Source organism: Mesorhizobium sp. M5C.F.Ca.IN.020.29.1.1, from assembly GCF_003997375.1.
GTDB classification, from domain to species: domain Bacteria; phylum Pseudomonadota; class Alphaproteobacteria; order Rhizobiales; family Rhizobiaceae; genus Mesorhizobium; species Mesorhizobium wenxiniae.
On record NZ_RZSW01000014.1, the window covers coordinates 1 to 25,285 of the forward strand.

18 protein-coding genes are annotated in these 25,285 nt (G+C 59.8%); 8 read left to right on the forward strand and 10 right to left on the reverse strand.

From position 1 onward, the window contains the following. A partial coding sequence (locus EOA85_RS02495) for a helicase-related protein (RefSeq protein ID WP_206523227.1) occupies positions 1-1,718 on the forward strand: 1,718 nt, incomplete at its 5' end. On the opposite strand, the gene EOA85_RS37240 is transcribed toward EOA85_RS02495, so the two are convergent. Further along, positions 1,708-1,944, reverse strand: coding sequence for a hypothetical protein (locus EOA85_RS37240; protein WP_164759455.1), 237 nt, complete (start codon positions 1,942-1,944; stop codon positions 1,708-1,710). The genes EOA85_RS02495 and EOA85_RS37240 overlap by 11 nt on opposite strands. Between EOA85_RS37240 and dpdF the strand changes: the two genes are divergently transcribed. The 7 genes from dpdF to dpdD are packed head-to-tail and all read left to right on the forward strand — an operon-like array spanning position 1,837 to position 16,088. After that, on the forward strand, positions 1,837-4,197 hold the full coding sequence (gene dpdF / locus EOA85_RS02500; protein WP_281033694.1) for a protein DpdF: 2,361 nt from the start codon (positions 1,837-1,839) through the stop codon (positions 4,195-4,197). The genes EOA85_RS37240 and dpdF overlap by 108 nt on opposite strands. Beyond that, on the forward strand, positions 4,194-5,102 hold the full coding sequence (dpdG, locus tag EOA85_RS02505) for a protein DpdG (protein ID WP_127208228.1): 909 nt from the start codon (positions 4,194-4,196) through the stop codon (positions 5,100-5,102). Before dpdF ends, dpdG begins: the two co-directional genes overlap by 4 nt. A 5-nt stretch (positions 5,103-5,107) precedes the next feature. Next, positions 5,108-8,131 (forward strand): protein DpdH, encoded by a 3,024-nt coding sequence (gene dpdH, locus EOA85_RS02510; protein WP_127208229.1) that lies wholly within the window; start codon positions 5,108-5,110, stop codon positions 8,129-8,131. Next, complete coding sequence (locus EOA85_RS37245; protein ID WP_164759457.1) at positions 8,115-8,834, forward strand: hypothetical protein; 720 nt, start codon at positions 8,115-8,117, stop codon at positions 8,832-8,834. Before dpdH ends, EOA85_RS37245 begins: the two co-directional genes overlap by 17 nt. A gap of 8 nt (positions 8,835-8,842) precedes the next feature. Continuing rightward, positions 8,843-13,423 (forward strand): protein DpdJ, encoded by a 4,581-nt coding sequence (dpdJ, locus tag EOA85_RS02515; protein ID WP_164759458.1) that lies wholly within the window; start codon positions 8,843-8,845, stop codon positions 13,421-13,423. Further along, a complete protein-coding gene (gene dpdK / locus EOA85_RS02520; protein ID WP_127208231.1) occupies positions 13,423-13,950 on the forward strand; it encodes a phospholipase D-like domain-containing protein DpdK in 528 nt (175 codons plus the stop codon). Before dpdJ ends, dpdK begins: the two co-directional genes overlap by 1 nt. Continuing rightward, on the forward strand, positions 13,947-16,088 hold the full coding sequence (dpdD, locus tag EOA85_RS02525; protein WP_127208232.1) for a protein DpdD: 2,142 nt from the start codon (positions 13,947-13,949) through the stop codon (positions 16,086-16,088). The genes dpdK and dpdD overlap by 4 nt, the downstream gene beginning before the upstream one ends. A gap of 168 nt (positions 16,089-16,256) precedes the next feature. On the opposite strand, the gene EOA85_RS02530 is transcribed toward dpdD, so the two are convergent. From EOA85_RS02530 to dbpB (EOA85_RS02570), 9 genes are all read right to left on the reverse strand, one after another. Further along, positions 16,257-17,063: an HAD family hydrolase gene (locus EOA85_RS02530; protein ID WP_127208233.1), complete on the reverse strand. Its 807-nt coding sequence runs from the start codon at positions 17,061-17,063 to the stop codon at positions 16,257-16,259. Then, positions 17,060-18,061 (reverse strand): hypothetical protein, encoded by a 1,002-nt coding sequence (locus EOA85_RS02535; protein WP_127208234.1) that lies wholly within the window; start codon positions 18,059-18,061, stop codon positions 17,060-17,062. The genes EOA85_RS02530 and EOA85_RS02535 overlap by 4 nt, the downstream gene beginning before the upstream one ends. A gap of 62 nt (positions 18,062-18,123) precedes the next feature. Continuing rightward, entirely contained in the window at positions 18,124-18,690 is a 567-nt protein-coding gene (locus tag EOA85_RS02540; protein WP_127208235.1) for a VUT family protein, read from the reverse strand. Next, complete coding sequence (gene queC, locus EOA85_RS02545) at positions 18,683-19,444, reverse strand: 7-cyano-7-deazaguanine synthase QueC (RefSeq protein ID WP_127208236.1); 762 nt, start codon at positions 19,442-19,444, stop codon at positions 18,683-18,685. Before queC ends, EOA85_RS02540 begins: the two co-directional genes overlap by 8 nt. Then, the gene (gene queD, locus EOA85_RS02550) at positions 19,437-19,787 is read right to left on the reverse strand and encodes a 6-carboxytetrahydropterin synthase QueD (RefSeq protein WP_127208237.1); all 351 of its coding nucleotides are present in this window, start codon (positions 19,785-19,787) and stop codon (positions 19,437-19,439) included. Before queD ends, queC begins: the two co-directional genes overlap by 8 nt. After that, a complete protein-coding gene (gene queE, locus EOA85_RS02555; RefSeq protein ID WP_127208238.1) occupies positions 19,784-20,419 on the reverse strand; it encodes a 7-carboxy-7-deazaguanine synthase in 636 nt (211 codons plus the stop codon). Before queE ends, queD begins: the two co-directional genes overlap by 4 nt. 6 nt (positions 20,420-20,425) lie before the next feature. Beyond that, a complete protein-coding gene (dbpB, locus tag EOA85_RS02560; RefSeq protein ID WP_127208239.1) occupies positions 20,426-21,514 on the reverse strand; it encodes a DGQHR domain-containing protein DpdB in 1,089 nt (362 codons plus the stop codon). Further along, positions 21,511-22,800: a tRNA-guanine transglycosylase DpdA gene (gene dpdA, locus EOA85_RS02565; RefSeq protein WP_127208240.1), complete on the reverse strand. Its 1,290-nt coding sequence runs from the start codon at positions 22,798-22,800 to the stop codon at positions 21,511-21,513. Before dpdA ends, dbpB (EOA85_RS02560) begins: the two co-directional genes overlap by 4 nt. After that, positions 22,800-23,939, reverse strand: a complete 1,140-nt coding sequence (gene dbpB, locus EOA85_RS02570) for a DGQHR domain-containing protein DpdB (RefSeq protein WP_127208241.1) — start codon at positions 23,937-23,939, stop codon at positions 22,800-22,802. Before dbpB (EOA85_RS02570) ends, dpdA begins: the two co-directional genes overlap by 1 nt. Positions 23,940-25,285 lie beyond the last annotated feature (1,346 nt).

Here is a 25,285-nt window from a genome sequence, read left to right on the forward strand (position 1 = left end):
ACCGTGCGCTCCTGAGCGTAGTTGGAACGGACGCAACCGAGTTTCGCAACTGGCTCGCGCGCGCAGAGGTGTCGTTCGCTGGCGAAGGCGAAATTCTTTCCGCGCTTGCGGCTCAGGCCGAGGATTATGATGATGACGAACGTATCGATACCATGGTCGAAAGCAGCCGCCGGCTGTTGAAGACGCTTGGGGAGGAGATTGCCGATCCTAGGATCGTGGTGTTTGCAACATCGGAACGCATAGCCGAGAATTTTCATGCTGCGGCGTCCGAGACGCTCGCCCTGGTGACGTGCCTTCTTCTTGCCGGGCCGGAGGACGACGATGTGGCCGAGCACTTTCGATGCGCCCCTGGGCCGACCATAATGGTGGCGGACAGGTCGGCGGAAGAAGGGCTTAATCTCAGCTTCGCTGATGCCATAGTCCATCTTGATCTGCCGCTTTCTGCTGCCCGTATCGAGCAGCGCATTGGGCGGCTCGACCGCTATGGCCGCCGCCAGGGCATGATCCGGCACCGCATCCTTGTGCCGTCTGATGATGACATTAGCCCATGGGCGGCGTGGTATGCGTTGCTCACGCAAGGGTTTCGTATCTTCAATCGGTCGATCAGCGACGTCCAATTCCTGCTTGACGACTTCGAGCACCAAGTTTTCGAGACGCTGCTGATGAGCGGACCGGAGGGGTTGGTCGGTCTCGCCAACGACATACGGGCGCGCATCGATGACGAGCGAAAGTCGCAGGACGAGCAATATGCGCTCGATCGCATCGCGCTTGCCGAGGAGCCGGTCGAGAGCTTCATCCAGACACTGGAAGACGCAGAGGCGGATGAGACGGCTCTCGAGAAGGATGTTGATCAGTGGCTCCTTGGGATTTTGCAACTGAAGAAGCGCCCCTTTGTCTGGCCCAGCGAGGATTCGTTCAAGCTTGCCGTGACCCCCCAAACACTAATCCCGAGACTGCCCTGGCAAGCCGAACTCAAACTGGACGACAGCCAGCCGCTGACCTGGAAGCGGCGTATCGCGACCAGTCGCGCCGACGTCACACTGCTCCGGCCGGGAACCCCACTCGTCAATGTAATTGAGCGCTTCACCCGGTGGGACGATCGCGGCACCGCATTCATCACCTACCGCATTGTGCCCGACTGGCAGGGGGAGCCCTGGATTGGATTCAAGCTCTGCTTCACGATCGAGCCCGCCCTCGATATTGCTGACTTGCTGGCGCCGACCCGTGGAGAACTCGCCGCCTCTCGCTGCGCACAACGCTATTTCGCAGCCAGCGCTCAGACGGTCATCATCGACGTCAATGGCGACGACGTCTTCGATCCCGCCCTTCTGGGCATACTGGAGCATCCCTATCGGAGCGAGGGCAGGGGGTCCGACATCAACCTGGGCAGCCGGCCACACTTGCTTGCGGAGATCATCGACCCGGGGACGTTCCCAAGAATCTGTCGCGATGCCCGTGACGGCGTCCGACAGCGGCTGGCGCGTCAACCCGAGGTCGCGGAGAGGATCGCGGAGGCCGCACGATCGGCGGAGATCGATCTGCAGCGACGGCAGAGCCGCCTGCAGCGCCGGCAATCCGCAGGCGATGCCATGGCTAGGGCCGATATCGCATTGATCGAAGCCATACTTCTCAGCATTCGCAAGCCTGCCATCCGGCTCGATGCGATGGGCTGCTTTGTCGTGGGCGCTAAAACAGCAGGAGCGCATTTCATTGGTTGAACTGGACGGCCATGACGCCTTCAAGGCCTTGGCCAGGCTGCTCGAGTGCGCCGACGATGGGACGGCGTGGCGGGCAAAGTCGCCCTCTGTCGAGCGCCTGCGCATTGCGCTGACCGAACTGCCACAGCATGCCAGTGCCCTCGATCTGGCGGTGTTGTTGCGCCAAGCCATAAACCATGAGCGCACCCGGCGCGGCACGGCGGTGCCCGTCATCCCGGTATCGCATGCGCGCTTTTCCGATTTCCGGCACTGGAACAAGGTTGGGCTGAGAATGACGATCGCCGGGGAGGCCCGGTTGGTTTCTATCGAACCGTGGCACCCGGAGTGGCTGAGCGTAGAGGGCAACGAAGTCGACGCGTTTGCCGCCTCGGAAACAATACGCCGGGAGTTCAATGCCGCGGGCTGTGAGGGCGACCCGTTTCTGGCGTCAGTGCGGCGCACATCCTATCGCAGCCGGGGCCAGCGCGCCGCTGTACGTGCGGCGCTCTCCACCCCGGCGGGAGGAAGCCTCGTCGTCGCGCTGCCGACGGGCGAAGGCAAAAGCATGATCTTCCAGCTCATCCAGACCGTCGGATTCGTCGGCGCCGATCAACAGGAGAATCAGGGCACCACCTTGGTGATCGTGCCGACCGTGGCGCTGGGCGTAAATCACGAGCAGGAGGCGGTCGAGGTCTGCGGTCTTGCAAAGCCGCTCGCCTTTCAGGGCGGCAACGATGCCCAGAATGCCATCATAGCGGAGCGGATTGCCGCCGGAACCCAGGGACTATGCTTCGCATCGCCCGAGGCCGCATGCGGGCGACTGCGCGATCCGCTTCGCCGGGCGGCTGAAGCGGGTTTGTTGCGAGCGCTGGTGATCGACGAGGCCCATCTGGTCGATCAATGGGGAACAGGATTTCGCACCGAGTTCCAGGAACTGAGCGGGTTGCGGCGCGAACTTCTCGGTGCTGCCCCGTCAGGCCAGGCAATGCGCACGATCATGCTCTCGGCGACACTGACGGATTCCTCGCTGGAGACTCTGCGCGCGCTGTTCGGCGCCGAAAGCGATTTCGAAAGTCTGGCCGCGGTTCAACTGCGCCCCGAGCCCGATTATTGGATCGCGCCCGTCGCAAGCGAGGCAGCGCGGATCGATCAGGTTATGGAAGCTTTGCACCACGCGCCGCGTCCAGCAGTGCTCTATGTGACCGAGGTTGCCGCTGCAAATGCTTGGCATGCCCGCCTAGCCGCGGCGGGATTTCGGCGCATCAGCAAGTTGCACGGCAAGACGGCCCGGGCAGAGCGTGAGGAGATCGTTGGCGAATGGCGCGCCGGGGCCATCGACATTGTCGTCGGCACATCGGCATTCGGTCTGGGGATCGACTATGCCTATGCACGGAGCATCATCCATGCCTGCATCCCCGAAACACTAGACCGATTTTACCAGGAGGTTGGCCGTGGCGGTCGCGACGGTAGGGCCGCGCTGTCGTTGATAGTCCCCACCGCGAAGGATTTCACTATAGCGAAGAAAATCAACGCCCAGCAGGTGATCAGCATCGATCGCGGCTTTGAGCGCTGGTCGACCCTGTTCGCGCGCAAAATCCGCTTTGGTGAGGGGCGCTTCGCCGTGCGCATCGACGGCCGGCCGGGCGCCGGCGAGCGCGATATCGACATGTTCGGGGAAACCAATACGGACTGGAATCTGCGCACGGTCGCCTTGATGGCGCGGGCGGGGCTCGTGCGTCTGCTAGGGTCTCCTTATCCCCGCATCGCGGAGGAGGGCGACTGGCTTGAGGTCGAGATCATCGACGACCACCATCTCGACAAGGCGGTGTGGCTAAAGCGAGTCGAACCGGTTCGGCGCATTGGTTGGCTCGCGTCGATCCGCAATCTCGATCTTATGCGGAAATTCCTCAGCGATGCGCATTGTCCCGCCTCCATATTGGAGGAACTGTATGGCAAAGTCGGCCGTACATGTAGTCGATGCAGCATTTGCCGTTCGGACCCCGACCGCCGTCTCGCTACCCGGCCGGTTGGAGAGCCACGCGCTCCCTGGATCAAGCCACTCGATCCTTTGCTCGCGGACCTGTTCGACAAGGATTTGCGCCTACTCGTCACCTATGATCCCAACACTCTCCCGCGCACGGCTTCGCGCCGCCTGGGGGAAACCTTCCTTCGGCTGCAACAGGCGCGCCTTGCCAAGCTCATTCAAATGGGGGCACAGCCCTTCGACATGACAAGGGTCCTCAAATTCGCGGAGAAATCGGCGTTTTTTGTCAGCGACCTCAATTCGCTGGCGCTGTCGCGCCTCCCCAAGGGGCCCGAACTGGTCCTGGTGGGCGCCGGACAGACCCTCGAAACGCAAAATCTAAATCCGCGTCAAGATAATCCACGCATCTTCATCGCCTCCCAGGAACAGTTGGCGCCGGACGGCCGGCGGCTCCGCGACGTCTTTGGTGGACGCGTGCTGACGCTCGATGAATTTAATGCAAGAGTAGCCCAATGAGTATTGTCACCACCGCACAGGCTGTCCCAAGTCGACTGTTCGCTATCTATGCGTCTCTTTTCGAGAGTGACGCTGGCGAGATCAAGGATCGAATCGAAGCCTGGGCGACGCCGCCGTCCCTGAGCGGTCGGGGGGCTGATGACGACGGCGAGTCCACCACGACCCTGTTCAGCAATACGCTGCTGGAGGCCCGGCGTCTCGGATTGGTCGAAGACATGGATGACAAGCTGCGCTTGACGGCGGACGCGCGTGGTGGCGGGAAGAGGGGCAGCGATAGTGAAGTCTACTTTCTCGATTATATGTACCGCACCCTGTTCGATCCTGCGCGCGCAATCGAGACAAAGCATGCCGGCTTCATGATCGCGCTGGCCTGGTTCCTCAGTTCCAATCCGCTGCACCCGATGAATTTTTCCGTCCCGCCTCAGCGGACTTTGCAAGCCGAAATTGGCGAACATGCGTCGAAAACCGAAGTCACCTCGCTCAACACATATCAAAATTTTCTCTACTGGGCGCGCTATCTAGGTTTCGCGACAATTGTCGGCGGCCGTGATGCCGACGACCAAAATGCGCGCCGCGTCATCCCCGATCCGGTTCGGGCGATCGAGGGCGCACTCCCTGCAATTTTTGCGGAAAGCAATGAACTGCCTATAGAGCAATTCCTGACGCGTCTCTCTGGCATCTTCCCGGTATTCGAGACGGGAAGCGTGCGCGAAGACTATGAGGCGATGCGCCGGATTCCCGTTCCCGATCGCGGGCAGCGCCTGTCGGTTACGACGAGCGTCGCCCTCCAGCGGTTGGCGGACCGGCAGCGGATCGTTCTCGCCAGCGTGGCGGACGCTCCCGCGCGGATCCTTGATTTCGGGATGCGTGAGGGCGGGGTGAGCCATGTCGCGCTGAGGACCTAAGCACGATGAAAAACTATCTATGCTGGGAGCCCGGTGCCGTTCGTCAGGTCATAAACCCCTTTGCCGAACACATCAGCGACGGCCTGTTCCGGGCCGTACACAGCGACTGGGATCTTAAGGTTAGCCCGCAGGTGGGCAAACGCTTTCAAGACATCGGCGAGGCAAATTGGGTGGACATGACGCCCGCCGCTTTTCTGGGCGATTTCCTGCTCGAAAATCGTCCCCACGCCCTGGCCGCGATCCTTGGCACGACGGGTTCGGGAAAATCGCATCTGGTCCACTGGATGCGGCTCAACATTAAGCCGGACGCCAGCCGTTTAGTGCTTGTCGTGCGAAAGTCGGGCACGAGCCTGCGTGCGATCGTCAAGATGATCATTGCCGAATTGCCAGATGACCAACAGGCGAGCTTCCTCGAGACCCTGCAGTCTGCCGGCGACGGCACGCAGAGCCGGGACGACCAGAAGCAGCAATTGCTCAACGATCTCGCGCAGGTGATCCGTGAGGACAAGTTGGCGCCAGATGCCGACGAGGTCGAACAAGCCCTGATCGGGAGCCTGCCGAACCTGTTTCAGGACCCGCATATGCGCAAGGCGCATTTCCTGGGCGACGACACCGTCATTGCAGAGATCGTCGATCATATTTTTGCGCCCTCCAATGCGCAGGACCGGCCTGATCGGCGCCGCAGCTTTTCGGAAAGCGATCTGCCGCTCGGCGGCATGGACTTTGCCCACGCCTCGAGGCTGGCGCAGGACGCCATCCAGATCATCGAACTTGATCCGCCGACCTATCTTCCGCTGGCGATCAAAATCATCAATCGCAACCTGGACCGCGCGGTAGCGCGGACGCTCAGCTTTTCCGGCGACCGTGTCGAGGAGCTGATGACGCGCTTGCGCACGTATCTCAAATCCCAGGGCAAGGAACTGGTCCTCCTGGTCGAGGAGTTTGCCCGATTGCAGGGCATTGATCGCGCGCTCCTGCAGGCAATCACCTCGCAAGGGGACGAACGCCAATGCAAGATGCGCACGGCCATTGCTGTTACAACGGGTTTCTTTCAAAGCGTCGCCGAAACGGCCTATATGCGCACGACCCACATTGTCGACATGGACCGTTCCGCCGGGCGTGCGGACGGCGATACCGTTACACAGGCATCGCTGAGCCAGTTCACGTCGCGCTATCTGAACGCCGTCCGCCTAGGTCGCGACGGCATAACTCGATGGAACGCTTCGGCGAACGCCGGCGACAGCCCGCCGTCACGATGTGATACCTGCCCGCACCAAGCGGAATGCCACCCCATTTTCGGCGCTGTCGATGGATATGGGCTCTACCCCTTTACGCCCCAGGCGCTCTGGAACGCCGCGCTACGCGCCGATCATTCCATGCCGCGAAGCCTCAATCCGCGAATCTTGCAGAACGATCTTCTAGTCGAAGTGTTGGACAATTTCGGCCCATCGATCGCTACCGGTACTTTCCCCGAGTTCAGGTTACTCGAAAAGCTTGATGGGATTAAAGCCCTGCCGGCCGTGGCGCAGGCGGACCTCCAGAGCCGTAACCCTCAGAATTTCAAGCGCTGGGCCGCCTTTCTGGAACTGTATGACGGTAGCGGAACAATCGCCAACCTCGACGAACGGCTGCGTGCAGCGTTCGACGTCCCGGAGATCCCGGGTGCAGGTGACAAAACAACTGATCCGGTTGATGAATCGTTCGTCGATAACAAGCCACAGCGGGCCACGGCGAGCCGGGAGGATCTGCTCATCGAGAAGTGGATCGCGGGATCCGGCCTCGATCAAACCGTCGCCACCAATCTGAGGCTGCTCGTGTTCTCGGCGGTTTCCCATGCGATCGATTGGGACATGCTCGGTCTCGCCAAGACAAGCTTCGTCGGCAAGACCGGACGCCCGTTCCAGACCGCCAGCATTAGTTTCGAAAACCAAACCACGTTGGCCCGGCAAGATCTGCAGGTAAAGCTGCTCATTCCTGCCGACGCGACCACCGCCGCAGCACTCCAGGGAGTGTTGCGCGCGAGCAAGGAACAGTTTCGTTGGGATTTCGAGAATGGCGAAAAGATGCTCGGCGCCTTTCTCGACTGCGTCGACCTCTGGGCGCGCAGTGTCGAGACCCAGTTGAAATCACTCTGCGCGCCAAGCCCAGATTGGCACCAGGCTGCCGCAGCCATCGAAGTGCTGTGCGTCGGCGCCGCGATTGGCGGGAAGATCAAGCCCGATGCGACGGTCGCTGACATGATCGACGCCGCATTCAGCACAACTTGGCCCAGTGAGTGCGCCAGCACGGCTCCTGAGATGCGCGCATTGTACGACAAGATCGCGGGCGCCCGCGATAGGATTGCGAGCATCGCGCACGCCCAGATTGCGAGTATGAAAGGCGGCAGGGCAGGTCCCATGCTGAATCCCGGCAAGATCGTTGGACCGGTTCGTGATCTCCGTCAGGCCAAATGGCGCCTCCGATTCATCCCGCCTAATGATGATCGAAACGAGCCTGCCAAGACCTATCGCGAGGTGAAGGCCATGTTGGGGGCGGCCGCGGACGCGGAGATGGGCGTGCGCCAGGTTTGGCTCAACGCTATGGAAGGGGCATTTGGAGAGGCCGCGACTCGTGCCTCCATCTTGTCGACGCTAGACGCAGCGCGAGCGGCTGTTGCCGATGCCGGCATCGGGGCCAACAACAGTTCGAAGCAACTCGCCGAAGCACTTGACCGTCTGCGGCTTGTCCAGTTCGACGAGTCGCTGACTGCCGCGCGGACTCTCGCCAAGCAGGAAGACGGCGTAGCGGCACTTCCCTACTATGGTCGGGGACGGCGGAATGCGGTTGAGGCCGGAACCGCGCTCGTCGCAGCAACACAAGCATTTCTCGATGCGGTCGACCAGAACCTAGGGACCAATAGCCAAAGCCTTGATGCAAAGCATGCCGCGCTCGACGAGAGTCTCGCCCGTATCGATACATCGCTCGCTGCGATCGAGAACGACCTTCTCGAAATGACGGCGCCGAAGGGGGCGCATGCCGATGCTGCTTGAGCGTGCGGGCGCGTTGTCCTCCAAGATTGGCAGCTACAATAAGCTCAAGAACACGGCTGACGAAGCCGAGCAGTTCCTGACGCGCGCCACCCAGTTTACGACACTTTCGGAGAAAGTGGCCCGTGCTCGCGCGAACCTGGCGAAGCTCGCGGCGGCGGGCGTCGAAACCGGTTTCGCGGCGAACGACGGTTCGGGTTATGCGGCTAAGGCTCGCACCCTACGCGAAGCCGTGCATGCCAACCCAGCCGCGATAAACGACCCACCATTCGACTTGAAGCACGAATTTGCAGACCGAGTGTCAGCTATTGCAGTCGCAGCCGAGAAGGCGTCGCTTGTAGCGTGGCAAACCTATGTCGCAAAGCGCGCCGCTTTCGGTGCCGATGATGTGCTGAACGCACTCGCTAAGATCCCACAGTTCCGATTAAGTATAAGTCGCATCAGCCAAATACGAACTAATGTCGCCGGGTTCGGTGCGATGCTGCCTGACGATCCCAAGGGAGCTATCTCCAGATTGGACGCGCTGATCGACGAACACGAGGCGGCATGGAAAGCGCTCGCTGCCGACGATATCCCTTCCAGCGTGGTCGCGTTCATCCGCGCGGCGGCAAGTTCGGAGGCGCTTTTGAGCGCTTTTACGCAAGATGTGCGCACATGGCTCGAGAGTCGCAATCTCCTCGACGCCTTCCGTATCAAATTGCGGTAGCCTCAGCGATGCCCTTATCAGTTCAAGCTCTAGCGGTTCTCGACCGCATCGAAGCGATCGAAATGCGTTCTTTGGAATGGGGGTTCACCGACGGCTCCCTCAGTGAGGACGAGGCCTATGCTCTTGGAGACACCGTTGTCGTCGGTGCGCCTGCGGGCGGGGCCGACGGTCAAGACCTTGTCGAAGAGCTGATCGAAGCAAGGCTGATCTTCGAGATGCCGGACATGGGTGGCGATGTCCGCATCCGCTCGCGGTTCGCGGAAATGATGCGACTGCTCGCCGCTAACCGGCAGTTGTTTCCCAATCGCCCATGGCAGGGCGCGCCATCGCTGGTCGCAGACTTTCGTGTCGATCGCCGGCCGCGCCGCTTTCCCCGCCGCGACCGCGCGCCAAATGTCATTCTCCAAGACAATCCAAATATTATCGGCACATCGCCGCTGCGCCGGGACCTCTGGCAGTCTCTCACCGCCCGTTCCAGTCTACGCTTCTCCGCGTTTCAGGAGCGCGCCGCTGTGCGTCTTTCGTCCGCGACAGACGACGGCGGCACGATCGTCACGGCGGGAACGGGTAGCGGCAAGACGATCGCCTTCTACCTGCCGGGCATGATCCGTATCGGCGAGGCGATCGATGCCAATTACTGGGTGAAGGCGATCGCGATCTATCCCCGGATCGAACTTCTCAAGGACCAATTCGCGGAAGCCTTCCGGATGGCCCGCGAGATCGACGCTCCGTTGAGAGCGCATGGTCGTCGCGCTCTCATGATCGGCGCCCTGTTCGGCGCGACGCCGCGCCGCGCCAGTCGGCAGGAACTGAGCGACCGCAACTGGCAACGGCGCGGACAGGATTTTGTGTGCCCCTGGATGCGCTGCCCGTCCTGTGACGCCGAGCTTTTTTGGCGCGGTAGCGATATCGACTCCGGGACCGAACAGCTCGTTTGTGCCGAGCCGGGATGCCAGGGCCATGTTAGCGAAGACCAGATCGTCCTGACCCGCGGGCGGCTTCAGCGCCATCCCCCAGACATTCTGTTCACGACGACCGAAATTCTCAACCAGCGCCTATCGGACCAATGGATGCGCGGCCTGTTCGGCGTGGGGTTGCCAGCGGGTCGGAAGCCAATGCTCGCGCTGCTCGACGAGGTTCACACCTATGCGGGCGCGACCGGGGCGCAGGCCGCACTCACGCTGCGACGCTGGCGTCATTTGCTCGGTGCGCCGATCGGTTGGGTCGGATTGTCGGCCACGCTTGGAGATGCTGCCCGTTTCTTTGCGGATTTGACGGGCGCCCATCCCGACCGGGTCGTCGAGATCACGCCGACGGTCGAGGAGTATGCCGAGGAAGGCGCTGAGTATCAGATCCTGCTACGCGGTGACCCAGGCTCACGGACCTCGCTCCTTTCGACAACGATCCAGACGGCGATGCTGCTACCTCGCCTACTTGACCCTCCCGGCGCGACCGACACGTCAGGATCGTTTGGACGGCGTGCCTTTCTGTTCACCGATGATCTCGACGTCACCAACCGGCTCTATGACGATCTACGCGATGCGGAAGCCTACACTATCTTCGGCAGGCCTGACGCCCAGCGGCTGCCGCTCGCCAATATTCGTCGCGCCGGTCCTGATGCGGCAGTACGTGACGTCGAGGGTCAGCGCTGGCGGATCTGTGAAGATATCGGTCATCCCCTCGACCGCCGGCTGATCGTCGGGCGGACAACATCGCAGGACGCCGGGGTCAATCAGGCGGCCAATATCGTCGTTGCGACCGCGGCGCTCGAGGTAGGGTTTAACGACCCCCTCGTGGGCGCGGTCATTCAGCACAAGGCGCCGCGCGGGATGGCGTCCTTTCTGCAGCGTAAAGGGCGCGCCGGCCGCGGTCGGGCGATGCGACCGATTACGTTGACGGTCCTGTCGGATTATGGCCGGGATCGCGCCTTCTATCAGGCATTCGAGCATTTGTTCGACCCGACGCTCGAGCCACAACATCTGCCGATCCGCAATCCCTATGTGCTGAAAATTCAGGCAGTCTTCGCCCTGTTTGATTGGCTCGCCGCTAACACGGGCGGGTATGAAAAGGCGTGGCAATGGGACATTCTCAGTCGGCCTCATCCTCAGCCATCGTCCGCCGTGCGCGCCGTCATCGATCTCACTCGAACCAAGCTCACCCAGTTGGTGCAGGGCGATCCAGCGACAATCGAGAGCCTCCGAATTTATCTCGCTAGCGCCCTGGGTGTGAGCCGCGATGTTGTGGATACGCTATTGTGGGAGGCGCCGCGCTCGCTTCTACTCGAAGCGGTCCCAACGCTAGTGAGGCGGCTCTTTCGGAATTGGGAGTTGGCCTTCCCAACGGCGGTCGGGTCACTCGACCTTCAGGATAATTTCCACCCTCTGCCCGACTTCGTGCCTCGCAGCCTGTTTAGCGATCTCAGCCTGCCCGAGGTTCGGGTAATCATCCCGCCTGCGAGCGTCAATCATGAGGAGCGGATCGAGGCAATGCCGATCCTACAGGCGCTAAACCAGTTCGTGCCCGGTCGCGTTACTCGACGCTTCGCGCACGAGCGGGGCGCACTGTCGCACTGGATACCCGTGGATCCCGCCTTTCCCGAACAGCAACGACGGATCGGCGACTATGCCGAAAGCCATGAATATGTCGGCACCTTCAGCGGGAGCCTGAATGATCACACAGGCGGACCACCACTTTTGGTCTTCAGGCCCTGGGCGGTTCGGCTCGAGCGGGCGGCGAGAAGCGATGCGTTGCCGAGCAGCAATGCTCGTCTCGTGTGGCACTCCGACATCATGGCGAACGGCGATCCGCTCACGATACCTGTTCCGCTCCGCTCAGAATGGCGCCGATATGTGCGGACCATCGATTTTCACCTGCACCGTTTCCGCTCAAGCGTCAGCGTGCGGCGGTTCGCGCCCATGGCCCACGCCAATGTCCGCACATTGCAGGATGATTTCCCGATCACGCTGCACTTCACCAGTGATGACGATCGAGCTGCGGCGATCGGATTTGCACTCGAGGTCGACGGCTTCCGACTGGATCTGGCATTACCCGAACCACATGCCCTTGCAGCCAGTATCCTACCCCCCAATCTCATTGCCACCAGCACGCTCGCCTACCTACGCGATACATTCCTGTCCGACTCAGAGCTTCCTAACGACCTGAACTCGTTCCAGCGCGAATGGCTTTTTCAGTTTCTCGTCTCAGTGGTGATGGCGGATGCGGCTGTAAACGATCGTGCGATTGCGGCGTCTATCGCAGACCTGCTCGACGACGATCGCATCACGGGTGTTTTCCGGGGCGTAATGGAAGAAACATTTGGCGCGATCCCGCCGATCACACCAGACGATGATGACGCCGATGACGCTGATGCGGAGGACGAGGACGACGCGACGGCAATAGATATTAGTGCAGGCCCAGCCCGGGCAGCACGCGGTCCCGGCCGCTTACAGCAAGGCCTGTTGCTTCAACTGGGTCGCCCCATCGTTCGCGAGCGGCTTCGTGCCATTGCCGCTCAACTTCAGTCGGTCAATGCCGAGGCTTTCAACGTTTGGTTACGCCGTCTGGTGCTGGAGACGCTTGGCGAAGCAATGCTGCAGGCGTGCATCGCCGCTGCGCCGCGGCAGGCGACGGTCGATACGCTCCTGGTCGATGTTCGTGACGATGTACAAGGCGGCATCGCGAGCGTCTGGATTACTGAGTCGACGCTTGGTGGAGCAGGTGTACTCGAAGCCTTTGCCGAACGCTTTGCGGCCGAACCGCGCCTTTTCTTCACCGCCCTCGAGGCGGCCCTTGCGCCGACAGACCTGGAACTTGTCGATGACGGGTTGCGCGAGATCGTGGCTTTAGGCCTCGCAAATCAAGATGTTGGCGATCAGATTGCGCGATTGCGATCGACCAATTCCCACGGCGAACGCGAAGCTCTGTGGCAATCGCTTTCGCACCGCCTGGCTCAGAGAGGAGGGATCGACCTCAGCCACGCTTTGTCGGTCTCGCTCAACAACCGCTTGCTGCGCACAGGATCGGGCCCACAACTCGACCGGCTGTTGCTCGACCTCCAGGCCCATTGGGATGCTCTCGAAAGCCGGTTCGGCCTAGCCATCGAATTGCGCGAACTTGCTTATATCTGCAGCAAGGACGTAACCCTTTCCGCCGCGATCCGAGCCTACCTCTCAGCGACCCTACCGCCGGGTGCAATTGGGCATGTCACCGTCCTTGCGGCTATCACGAGCCTGTTATGGCCGCGCGCCAATGAAGTGCGCAAGCGCGTACTCCAATCTCACAATCCCTTCCGCCAGACTCGGAGCACCGATCCGGCCATCGTCCGCCACCTGATGCTTAGCCGGTCGATCGCGACGATCGAACTCTCAGACCCAGACTGGCAGGCAGCGCTAAACGCGGCGTTCGACGCGCAGGGCTCGGTGCGGCTGGCCGCGGATGCCAGTGACGCGCCCGCGTTGCGTCGCGCACTTGTCAGGTTGGTCGTAACGCCGGTCAGCATTGGTGTGCTTCAGTTCTTCCCCACCGTTGAACGCGTCGAACGCTCTCATAGCCGGATCTTCGTGAGCCTTACGCTGCGGGAGCAAGTCTGATGGCCGCTGATTCCCGAGATTTGCACGGCCCAGCCCAGTCGCGGGCCGTGCGCGACCTGTTCCAGGGGCTTTTCATCGCCGAATTGATTAATCCGAGCCCCAAACTTTGGCTGTTCTTCGCGTGGATTTCGGATGTCGAGATCATCGACAATTCGGCACGCCAGTTCGCAGCACTCGAACCCGATTGGCCTGCGACGCCCATCCAGCTGTCACAGGTGTTGCGCGCATTGTTGTCGCGCGGAGTCCATATCCGGCTGATCATTCGTGAAGACGGCCACAACGACTATTTCATTGCCCGACTTCGGACGCTGAAGGCCCGATATGGCGACTTGTTGAAATGGACGATCGAGAAGAGCTTTCACGCCAAGGGACTGCTCGGCGCCGACTATTTCCTCGCCGGATCTATGAACCTGACCTTGAGCGGGATTTCAGTCAACGACGAACATCTCGTCCTGCGGACCGATCCGGCAGTGGTCGCCGAGCAATCGATCGAACTTGAGGAAAAATGGGAGGGCCGCGTCGTATGATCGGCACCGATGGCGACGCGTCCCGACAAGCGCTTGCCGATATCCTGGCGATCAATGCCTTTGGTGCCCTGGATGCCGAGTTGGCCGCGCTGTGCTCTGCAGTTTCCGACAGCATTGCCGATCCCAATTTTCCGGGTGCGCTAATCCCCACGCTCGATGCAACTGGCGACATTCAGGTGATGATAGTCGCACCGACGGTGGCTTCCTGGCGGCGCCTGAAGCCCGTCTTGGTTGCTTTTGCCGGACCGACTTTGACCTCGTTCGACGGCATTCCGGAAGCGCTTATTTCCGGTCAAGCCCTGTCCGACAGAGTGGCGCAGACCCAGCCGGCCGTCACAGGCATTATGCGGCTCCCCGCAGATCGGCGCGCGCGCATGACGGCGCTGCGCGCATTGATCCGAGCGCGCGATACATTGGCACGGGCTCCCGAATTGCAGCGTACTGCGCCGGTCCCGACAAGCTGGTTGCTCGCGCGCTACCAGGATTATCTGAATGTCGGCCGGCGCGCCGCGGCGGCAGAAATTCTCGGGCGTTTGCGGTCCGAACTGCGGCTCGACTCTCTGAATATCAAATTCCTTGAAGTCCAATTGCACGCGACTTTTGCCGAATGGCAGGCGATCGTTGAACTCGGTGGTTTCTCCAGCCTGTGCGTCGCGCGGCGTACACCCGCGATCACCGGCCTTCTCCTTGAGGCGCTCTACCACACCCATCTCGCCCAGCCATTCGATGCGCAGGATGTAGCCGAAACCCGCCGACGATATGAAAATCTGGTGCGGCCTCTCGCGCAGCCAATGTTGACGGCGCCGGCGCCTGCCGCGCTCACCGCCCATGGATGGCGGATCTACGGCCTTGAAGCCTTGCAGGCCCCGGATCGAACCGACATTGCCGATCTGCTGGTGCAAAGGTCCGACGACCTTGGATGGATTGGCGGCTTGCTGCCGGTCTCGTCTGCCCATCTGGAAAGCGCGATCGCCGCCGAAGCACCGCTCGACATAGCGCGCGAAGCGCTTATGCGCGTCGATGCCGTCGACAGCAACGACCTGCTTGCGGATGCCCGCGCCGCGCTTGCCCGTCTTGCGCCTGAGGAACGCGCGCTTTTGAGAGAGGCCGACCCCTTCCGGCCCCCCATGCAGATTGCCGAGCTTTTAGAGGCGACTGTGCCGCCCACTTCCTGGGTTGATTGGCTCGACCGTGCAGCTGACGTGAGTTTCGTTAGCGCGCTTGATGTGGCCAGGCAAGCAAACAATGAATGGCCGATCAACGCGACTGCGGGCGATCCGGTCGCGGTCCAAGCGCTCGCTGCCGCGCTCGATAGGGCGCAGGTGAGCGATGTCGCAGCCGAGCGAACCGCCCAGGCTTTGCCATACCTCGTGGCGTGGCTGCAGCGGGTTCCGGATTTCCCCCGCGCAGCAATGACACCAATCTACGCGAGCCTCTTGACCCTGTTCGCGCTTAGCAGGGCGCGCGGCGCGACGACCTATGATTCAAGCCAGGTTCTGATTGGTGCTCTGCTGACCAGCGGCCTTGATAGCAAAGCCTATAAAGCTCTGATCGCCGACATTAACGAGATCGCAGGCGACGGCTTCGGGATCGACATGATCTATTGGATCCTGGAAATAGTGGAAGACTTCATGAAAGCGAGTGCGCCTGATGCCAGCGCTCGCGAAGATTTCTTCCACGGCGTATTGGCGCGTGTCGCGCCTATTTATGCACGCCTCTCCAGCCTACAGCGGTCTGCGATCGGACAATTGGCAGCCGAACTGGGGTGGAAGCTGCAAACGTTCGGCGTCAGCCCAGGTCGCGATACCCCTGACAGCTTCTCCGCTCGTATCCAGGGTATGCGCATCGCAATATACTCACTGACTGAATCCTCGAGCCGGCAGGCTAAGGCCGCCTTGGAACAAGTTGCTTCGACCATTATCGTCGATACCAATGCCGATTATGGTGGAACTGCGCGGTTGCGTGCACTGGCCGAAAATGCCGATCTGTTTGTAATGACTTGGTTGTCGGCAAAGCACGCTGCGACCGACTTCATACGAGAACACCGGGGCAGCCGGCCACTGATTTACGCCCAAGGTAAAGGCTTCTCGAGCATATTGCGCGCAATTGAAGACCACATCCGAAGCCTTTCGATGTAGATGACTTACGGGAACTGTTAGCTAGATCAGCGGCTCTTTGGGCGAATTGCGCTGTCGATATCAGATTCACAGGCGCGCAGACGTCTCACCGGAGACGATTGCGGCGCCACGCGCGACAGTGAAGCCACGACTTCGCATCAGGAGCGTTGCGCCGCGCGAGAGCGAGCTTCATTGGGGTTGGCTGTGGAATTTGTTGGATTTCTGCGGAGGGTGACTTGCCTTCAGCACGATCGCCGGCACTTCGGCAAAGGACGAAACTGTGAAGTCCGGTTGAACCAGCTGGGGATCCGCCTCCCATCGCGGCTTGAAACCACCAGGATAGTAGATCGTTATCAACCCAGCCTCCTTAGCCGGACGGATATCCCGCTCGAGTTGGTCGCCGATCATATATCCGGGGGATGAAACACCCGGCAGCAATTGGACGCGCTTGTAGAGGCCCAAATGCTTGGGCGCCTCGATAATCCGATCGATATAATGGCCGATCCCGTGCGAGCGTGCTGTCCGCGCTGCCTTTTCCCGGGATCCCTCGGTGACAACAGTAATCAGACAACCAGCCGTATGCAGGGCATGAATACCTTCAGCCACTCCGTCACGGAGATCAGGCAAACGTTGAACGGCAGCGAGGAACGTTCTTTCGGCGGTTTCTGCTTCCAGGTCCCCAATCACTTGCCGCTCGGTCGCGCTCGTCCACGCCAATCTGGCCGCCTCCTGAGCGCGGACTCCAGTGAGCGCTAGTGCAATTGCCTTAGCCAAGTGGCGTGGTGGATAACGAAGGCCGGCGTGATGTCGCTCTGCGAGCATCTGATCCAGAGACCGAACGTACGCAAGCCTATCCTCGGGGATCGCTTCCCTCTTTAGAGCCCTTTCTACCAACCCTAGCAGTTCGAGTTGGGCAGACGCAAAGACGCGATCTGTATCCCACAATGTGTTGTCGGCATCGGTGAGTACGTTCGTTTTGACAACTGCTCCCCTCACTGCGGAGCTACCTTGTCGTTTTGAATCGGCTTAGTCGCTGAAGGATCCTCGTTCGATCGATTGGTAGAATCCGGCTTTGGCTTGACCGCTTCTGCGCCGGTTCCAGTTGGGTGCACGTTCTCGACGACCTGGGCACTTTTCTCCATTGGCGTTGGCCCAACAAGGATGTTTACAAGTCCAAGAAGCGCCAACCAGACAAGGAGGCACCGAAGTCCGAACGCAAGTGTGTTCTGCGCCGGTTCGAGATATCGTACCTTGTCTGCGACTTTTGCCGCTACCAGATAGCTCTCGCCAAGGTAGTTGCGCAGGTATCGAATAGAAAGATCTGGACGTAGGTGAACGGAATCTGACGTGGGCGCCGCTGTAACAAACGACGCAGCCCAAGCTGATGGGCGCACAGCAATAATTGCCGGGAAGAAAAGATGCGACTTTGGCTCGGCCAGTTCGCGTTGGAGATTATTGGGATCGGTTGTCGGAAATTTGAACCGCGTACGTGTGGCATGAAAAATGACCAATGCCCCACTAACTGCGCTCACCAGGAATATGGCGAAAACGAGATAAGTCAGCCCGATAAGAAATCCCTTGTATGACAAAAGCATGTTCATTGAGGGAAGTGGATATGCTTCATTGAAGCGCGCGAACAATACACCGGAGAGTGCGCTTAAGAACGTGGCGATTGTCAGGAGACGGAACGCTTTTTGATCTTGATATTCGGTAAGGTCCTTGACCTCGTCGAGTGACTCCCTGCCTCGCTGCAGAGCAGCCTTGAGGATCTCGCTTGGCGGTTGAATTCCCGAGCTACTTTTGTCAATTTCGCTGCCAGATGTGGTGTCAATGAGTTTTTCCGTTTCAGCTGCTATTTCCATTAGTATCTGCTCACTGGTGAGCGATACAGTACTTCGCGACTCGGTTAAGCGAGGAAAATGCTCGATGTCTGTCGACCAAAAGGCATTCCAAACGGCTCTCCAAGATGAAAGACTTTCCCCATTCTTGGCCATCTTGATTTGCATCCTCTTCACGCAGCGGCTTTATGCGGGTACCGATCGCAGGTTTCCAGATTTCAAGCCGGCATAAGGCCCAGTCGACGATCTCGCGCGCGCAGCAATGCCAGGAATGGAAGGGCGGCCAACACCATCCAGGTCTTACCCACGACTTGTCCTGCCAAAAATTCAACGGAACCGAAAGCAAGGCCGAGAAACACGATGCTGTCGATAACAAGCCCCACCATACTGCTTGCGACGGCGGCACGGATGAATCCGCGACGCTGCAGCGGAGTGTAAACCGCTAAGTCTGCGATTTCCGACAACAGAAAAGCGACAGTGGAGGCGACGACCAGCGCTGGCGGCGCAAAACTCGCCGACAACAAGGCGCCGATCGCAATTGCGGCAGCCGTCCAACTTAAGCCAAGTCGCCGCTGCACAAGGTCGCGCAGCACCAAGGCGAGACCTACCGCCAACACCCCGCTGGGAGCGTCAATTCCGGGCGCCACGGGGATCAGGCATGGACCATTTGGTACACAGGTTGTCCCAACATGCCCGATGAGCCAGTTCGCAAGCGGGATGCATCCAGCAAAGCACAAAGCGAACACGATTCCTTCCGTCCTACGGAGGCGATCGATCTCAGCCATTGGACAACTCCTGCGTCAGCGGTAGCGTTGCAGTTCGCTTGGCGAACTGTCGATATCCCTTCGCGCGCAACTCGCATGCCGGGCACACGCCGCAGCCTCGTCCCCACTCATGGATGTTCCCGACTTCCCCATGGTAGCATGTCAAAGTGCTAGTGCGGATCAAGTTCACCAGGGCCGTCCCACCTAGTTCTTCGGCAAGGGTCCACGTCTGTGCCTTGTCTATCCACATAAGCGGAGTCTCGAGAACGAAACGACTCTCCATACCTAGGTTGAGGGCGACTTGAAGCGCTTTCACCGTATCGTCACGGCAGTCCGGATATCCGGAAAAATCGGTTTCGCAAACGCCAGTCACTATGTGCTTGAGACCTCGACGGTAGGCGACAGCAGCAGCAAATGTGAGGAAGATAATATTCCGCCCTGGCACGAAAGTGTTCGGCAAACCGGATTCTGTAGTCGCGATCTCAACGTCGCGCGTCAATGCCGTCTCGCTGATTTCGCCGAGCACAGACAGATCGAGGACGCGGTCCTCGCCGAGTTTGGCGGCCCATTTGGGAAAATTGTGCTCCAAGCCAGCTCGGAATTCGCCCCTCGCGTCTAGCTCGGCGCGATGCCGCTGCCGATAATCGAATCCGATAGTCTCCACGCGCTCGAATCGATCGAGGGCCCAGGCAAGGCACGTCGCAGAGTCTTGGCCGCCGGAAAAAAGAACGAGCGCACTATCGGTTGCCTGTACTAGGTGTTGCGGGTCAGCCATTGTACTCGGCCCAGCAGTTCGGGGTTTCGTAGACAACTACCGCGGTCAGTGGCAAAAGCGGCCTAACCCGGTTCCAGATCCAAACCGCAATGTTCTCGGCCGTCGGATTGTTCAACCCCTCGACTTCGTTAAGGCAATGATGGTCGAGTTGGGCGAGCAATGGATTAAACGCCGCCTCCACGTCGAAGAAGTCGACGACGAAGCCGGTATGAGAGTCGACAGGCCCCTTGAGGCGGAGTTCGATTCGATAGGAATGACCGTGCATACGGTGACAGCGGTGCGTCAACGGAACATGGGGCAACCTGTGCGCGGCCTCGAAGGTGAACGCCTGAGTTATTTTCATCTGATTCCAAGTTGCTTGTGGGTTTGAAGGCTGAGTTGCCAACGAGGGTTCGCCAGGCAATATGCGACTGCGTCCTGCGTATTAGATGCGCGATCAGGCCCATCCATTGGCTGGAGCAGGAAATGATCGAAGGCCAGCGCTTCAAAGCGCCGCGGTTCTGCGCCCACCTGCGGAAATACCAACTTGAGTTCGTTTCCGGTTTTAATCGCGATTTCAGTACCTGACTTTGGACTGACGCAAACCCAGTCGATCCCTGGAGGTGGCGTGAGCGTACCATTGGTTTCGACGGCGACCTCGAACCCTTTGGCATGCAAGGCGTCGATGAGAGGCGGGTCGATTTGGAGCAGCGGTTCGCCGCCTGTTAATACCACGAACCTGCGCTCAGAGAGTGACGGTGACCATTTCGCCTCAATGGCACTCGCCAGGTCATCGCATGTTGCAAAGCGACCACCGCCGTCGCCATCCGTGCCTACAAAATCCGTGTCGCAGAACTGGCACACGGCCTTCAGGCGATCGGCTTCCCTGCCGGACCAAAGATTGCACCCGGTGAACCGGCAAAAAACGGCCGCGCGTCCGGCCTGGCGGCCCTCACCTTGGAGAGTGTAAAACATTTCCTTAACTGCGTAACTCATAGCTTTTCACGCTGCCCGTGCGGATTCGGCGAGGCGCCGCTTGAGGACCTGGACTAGGTGAAGTGATAGTTGGCGGACATCGGACGGAACGTTCTGGAGCCCATTCCAACGTCGGCGCTCAGCGCCGAACTCCCACTCGCCCTCGCTCCAAGCGGTCTTTCCCTGCAGTAGTCGCAAGCCACTCGCGAATTCGTCGCGTGTAGAAGCGCCTGTAACGCTGTTGAGAAAATCCATGACATAACCGAGGGCGATGATGCCCGTGCCATGGATCAACCGAGACGTTTTGGGCGTCTTACCGGACCAATCGTCTGCAAAGACGTGTTGGACTGCATGGTAGAACTCGCTCATCATTGTGACGCCCTGATCAAGCAAAAGCTTGTCTTCGCCGGCGTAAAGGCGCAGAGCCCCGTCACTCAGCGAGTTCATGATAACCCGCTGCAGCACAGTGTCCCGGATGACCCCCTTTGGGTTGGTTTGCTGCTTGATCAAACCCCTTAGGGACGATCCCTTGCGATAGTTGAGCGCCTCTGTAGCCAGTGCCGCTTGTGATCGGCTTGACATGCGGTGCGGCAGATCTCCCACCTTTGGGAGCAGTTCGTACACTAGGGCCTTTGGCAACGGGCGCGTGTTATTCACAAGGATGAACTGTTTTTGCAATTCCTCCTCTGTCTCACAGAGGAAACCCGACACGAGCACTTCGAAGTCGCGGCCTCGCAGTTCCGAAAGCGCCGTAAAACGCTGTTGTCCATCAACGATCCAACCGGGCGGGCCCTTGGACGTATCTATGACCAGTTGGCAGAGGCGACTTTCCGGATTCGTCACTGGCTCTAACCAAGCTTGCCCCATGAAGGCGACCACGATGGCATTGGGCAAGATTGAGTTCGGCTTTTCGAGATAATCACGGATTTCGCGAATGTGGCCCGCGATCTGCGGCCGCTGGAAGCCCTGGAGCGCCCCCGCGTCATCGCGACCCGCCCGTTCGATACGAGCAATGCGTGCGACTTCTGCAGCATTTGCAATGAAGGTGAAAACCGTCAGTTTCTCGCTTTGAACCGGTGCCAGCGCATCAAACCGAAGAAAATGTTGATTGTTCATATGCTCTCCTGCCGGAATTCGCTCAAGTGGGTGTGAAAGACGTGTAGGTTGTGGATTCCGCGTCGCTTGTTACGATTTGAGGTGCGGAAGATCACGGCCTCCACACCGCTCTCCCGACAAACTCGGCAGCTGCACCGCTCCCAGGGCCGATCGCCAAGGGTGTGGGCATAGACCTTGCGCTGTCGGGTTGCGGCGTCCGCACGACGGCTCGGTGATGCCTCGTCGTGCCAGTTCAGGGCGGCCCAATAGTCCATCACGGCATCAAGGCTTTGGTCCAGGGTCGCGCCGCCGTCGGCATAAGCACGCACGCCGCGAAGCGCGGCATCTTCAAGACGCCTCGCGTCCTCCTGGTTGAGGCTGCCTTCCAGCGCCTTATGCTTGAGCTTGTTGTTCTGGGTAGCCTGCGGAATACGAATTGCGGTGTAGTATGAGAGATCGCCGTCGGCCGTCCGCACCCAGTAATTCTTCCGGGCGTCCTTGAAGGCACGCAAAAGCGGAGACGTCGTGTCGAAACTGGTGACGCCGTACTGTTCCAGCGCGGCCAGTTCCTCGATTTTGCCAAAGCCCAGGAGATGAAGTCGGATCCTGTCGGGGAGAGTCTCACGCAACGCTTGTAAGACACGGCGAATCTGATCGATCCTCAACGGCACAGTGCCGCCGATGGCTAAATAGTCATATCCCATACTGGCCAGGTTGCGGGCAGCCTGCGCCATACTCTCAGCCGACCATCCCTGTATTACGCCCATTGGCGTGAAGCCTGGGCCTACGCCTGCGGCGGATTTGTAGAACTCGGTCGCATTCTGAAGAGTGATTTCGTAGCGACGACGCACATCCTCTGGCACGTCATCCATGGTCCGCGTCAAACCAATGTCGTCAAAGTCAAAGATAAGGTGATCGGGCGAACAGCCGTGCGTGAAGCCGCCGTCAGCATAGAATTCCGCTGTGTCGTCGGCGCTATACGGCGGCTCCGGTAGATTCCGATAGGTGAAGGCGCCGCAGTCGCCCATCATCAGGCTTCCCGGAAATCGATCGAGCGGATAGCGCAGAAAGCGTCGGGCGCCCTCGCGACGAAAGCGCATCGACTGTGCTTCCGAATATTTTCCTGGCTGCCGCGCATCGCCCACGATGGTGCGGGAAACCAAGATTCCGTCATACGGCGCCTGCTCTAGGAACTCGTGAGGGTACTGATCATCGCGGTGAACTGATCGGCCGGCGCCGTTGCGATCCGCGACGAAGTCATACTCAGGGTCGATCGTATCGACGCTGTCTGCGAACACGAACCGCATCAGGCGACCTTTGCGAATGCGTGCATGTGATCGAGGCGCGCTAGGTGGCCAGACAACAGTTTGATGTCGCGTCCAACGTTCTGAATCTCATTCCAATCGCGCTGCAACTCCGCCCATCTGCCGTTGGTCCAGCGACAATATGGAGCGATCCGCGTCAGGGACTCCGTCGCGTGGAGTAGCAGGTCCGTCCCAGGCGCCGCTCGCGACATGATACGGTCCATCAAGAGGCTCATCGCCTCGACGCCCGCTGAGTGCATAAGCCGACTTTCGGTAGGTGGGCGACCCCATGCCTCAGGAAAGACGCGACGGACAGCGGTCCAGTAAGCGACAAGTGCACGGTACATCGCATCCACGTCCGCGGGACACTCTGCTGTCGCCTTATACGGGGCGAGTGAGCCAAGGGCGCTATTGATGCTGTTGCGGATCGCCTTGATCAATGCCGAGTCAGTGACAACGGCGGTCGTGGAATCTTCAGAAAGCCGTTTGATAAGGCCTTGGAACGGAGAATCAGAAGAGGTTTGGAGCAGATTGACGAGTTCGCTTGGGATTTTCCGAGACGACAAGTCACGCGGAAAGGCTGTGTCTACTTCTGGAAGTAGTTCGTTGATCAGCCGAGGGTCAAGCGGTTTCGCCTTGTTGACCAAGATGAACTGTTCGCGATGGACGGACAATTCCTCTGACACAAAGGCGACGACGGGAACGGGAAAGCTCTTGTTCTGAGCTTGAGACAGGGCAATCGAACGCTGTTGGCCATCGACAATCCAAGCCGCCTTTGGGCCGTCGTTTGGAAGTGGGATCCGCAATGTTCCCGCCTCACACGACCTTACGTCGCCGCCAGGCTTTTCGCCCCTTGTCTGGGTGAAACGTGCGCGCGGCGAGAGCGCGAGAATGATGGCGTTCGGGAAGAGCACGGGCCCCTGATCAAGAAACTCCGTGATCGCTTGGACGTGGCTCTTAATGCCCTTGCGCTGAAATCCGTGCAGAGACCCTTCGCCGTCCCGGTGAACGCGGCTGATCTCGGCAAACTTGAGAAGGTCGGCACCAGCGACAAAGAATGCATAGACAGCTTTATCAGCCTGTTCGGTGCGGACCGCGCGAACAGCGAGCGTTGCCTCCTTGGCCTTTCGCGGACGCGTCATGCGGCTCCCCTTTGCTCCATAGCGGCTCGGTAGAGACGACTAAACCGCGATTGCTCGCATGCAACACCCTCTTCATCTCGAAGCGCACGGAGGATTCGTGCAATGCCTGATTGCGACCGAAGGCGCGCCAAAATTAGCTGAACGATCTCCGCATCGTTGCGGCGTAGGCGGCGAGGGCGGTCAGGGGCCGCCACTCCTCCAATGGCAGCCTCTACGGCTGCATAATCGGCGTCTCGGTCATAAGCGTCGCGTTTGGTCGCCACCAACCGAACAAAGTGGAGCATGGCCCGCTGAGAAAAGTCGGCCCGGGTACCTGGAAGGATCGCATCCAACCGATCGTCGTAGGGCAGGACCGATGGCGCGAGTGTAACTGGTAAGGCCGATGCAAGAGATGCGCCGAAGATTCGCAGCCGCGCCAAGGCTTGAGGTCCCAGTTCACTCAAGCTCTTACCTACCATCTCGGCATATGGACGGGTAAGCGCGATGAGCACTCGCCCAGAACCTTGGCCGAATGCGTCGCCCCATTGATCCGAATACGCACCTGACATAAGGCTGGCAAACCAGGCGCCGGGATCGAACTCATCCGTTACCCGTGCCGCGACGGACTCAGCGTGCCCCCCGGACACAGTGAGCCCATAGAGTGGGACTTGCCGGTTTATATCCACCAGGCCCAACCCGGCAGAAAGGACGTAAAGCTTGGCCTCGGCGATATTTGCGGCCTGGGTCGCGAGTCCAAACCCTCGACCAGCGTAGAGTGCGCCGGCGGAGGCCGCGAGCGGTAGCGCCCGCATCTTCGTGTTCCAAGCAGTCTGAATCACCTCCTGTGGACCCAGGCGCAAAGAAACTGCTGTTGCCGCGAACGGCGCTCGCGCCATTTTTCGATGGGTGCAGATAGTAATCAGAGCTGCAATCGGCTTCGGGGTTGAGTGTTCGAGGGTTCGCGCAACTGCTGCCGGAGTCATCGATAACTGCGCCTCAAAAAGCCCGCTTGCCTATTTATTTTCATTGTCGAAACTACATCTGGTGTGTTTTGGGGCTTTCGCTACAAGCGGCGGTCCCCGGCACGGTGTTAGTCCAATAGCTACGGCAAACTGACGTCTTTTGCAATCGGTGGGCGCAATAAATGCAGGCCCTACTGAAACTTTGGTGTGAATGACTGCAGTTATTGGGCCTTTTGCGCACTTTCTGTTGAGCAAAGGCCCCGATTTCGAGGTGCGAGTCTCCCCCTGCCATGCTCGGAAGAGCGGTTCCCTGAGTCGGCAATCGGATCGCGAGATCGCTGTCCCTACCTGTGGGAATTCTTGGACGCTGCGTGATCAGTGGGGAATCTGCACGTGAGTTGAATA

Excerpts from the sequence above, each read along its gene's own strand:
- dbpB (WP_127208239.1), bottom strand. The coding sequence starts at position 21,514 with ATGAACAATCAACATTTTCTTCGGTTTGATGCGCTGGCACCGGTTCAA.
- queD (WP_127208237.1), bottom strand. The coding sequence starts at position 19,787 with ATGAAAATAACTCAGGCGTTCACCTTCGAGGCCGCGCACAGGTTGCCC.
- dpdH (WP_127208229.1), top strand. The coding sequence starts at position 5,108 with ATGAAAAACTATCTATGCTGGGAGCCCGGTGCCGTTCGTCAGGTCATA.
- dpdG (WP_127208228.1), top strand. The coding sequence starts at position 4,194 with ATGAGTATTGTCACCACCGCACAGGCTGTCCCAAGTCGACTGTTCGCT.
- dpdA (WP_127208240.1), bottom strand. The coding sequence starts at position 22,800 with ATGCGGTTCGTGTTCGCAGACAGCGTCGATACGATCGACCCTGAGTAT.
- EOA85_RS02535 (WP_127208234.1), bottom strand. The coding sequence starts at position 18,061 with ATGGCCAAGAATGGGGAAAGTCTTTCATCTTGGAGAGCCGTTTGGAAT.
- EOA85_RS37245 (WP_164759457.1), top strand. The coding sequence starts at position 8,115 with ATGCCGATGCTGCTTGAGCGTGCGGGCGCGTTGTCCTCCAAGATTGGC.
- queE (WP_127208238.1), bottom strand. The coding sequence starts at position 20,419 with ATGAGTTACGCAGTTAAGGAAATGTTTTACACTCTCCAAGGTGAGGGC.
- dpdJ (WP_164759458.1), top strand. The coding sequence starts at position 8,843 with ATGCCCTTATCAGTTCAAGCTCTAGCGGTTCTCGACCGCATCGAAGCG.
- EOA85_RS02540 (WP_127208235.1), bottom strand. The coding sequence starts at position 18,690 with ATGGCTGAGATCGATCGCCTCCGTAGGACGGAAGGAATCGTGTTCGCT.
- dbpB (WP_127208241.1), bottom strand. The coding sequence starts at position 23,939 with ATGACGCGTCCGCGAAAGGCCAAGGAGGCAACGCTCGCTGTTCGCGCG.
- queC (WP_127208236.1), bottom strand. The coding sequence starts at position 19,444 with ATGGCTGACCCGCAACACCTAGTACAGGCAACCGATAGTGCGCTCGTT.
- EOA85_RS37240 (WP_164759455.1), bottom strand. The coding sequence starts at position 1,944 with ATGCGATACCGGGATGACGGGCACCGCCGTGCCGCGCCGGGTGCGCTC.
- dpdD (WP_127208232.1), top strand. The coding sequence starts at position 13,947 with ATGATCGGCACCGATGGCGACGCGTCCCGACAAGCGCTTGCCGATATC.
- dpdK (WP_127208231.1), top strand. The coding sequence starts at position 13,423 with ATGGCCGCTGATTCCCGAGATTTGCACGGCCCAGCCCAGTCGCGGGCC.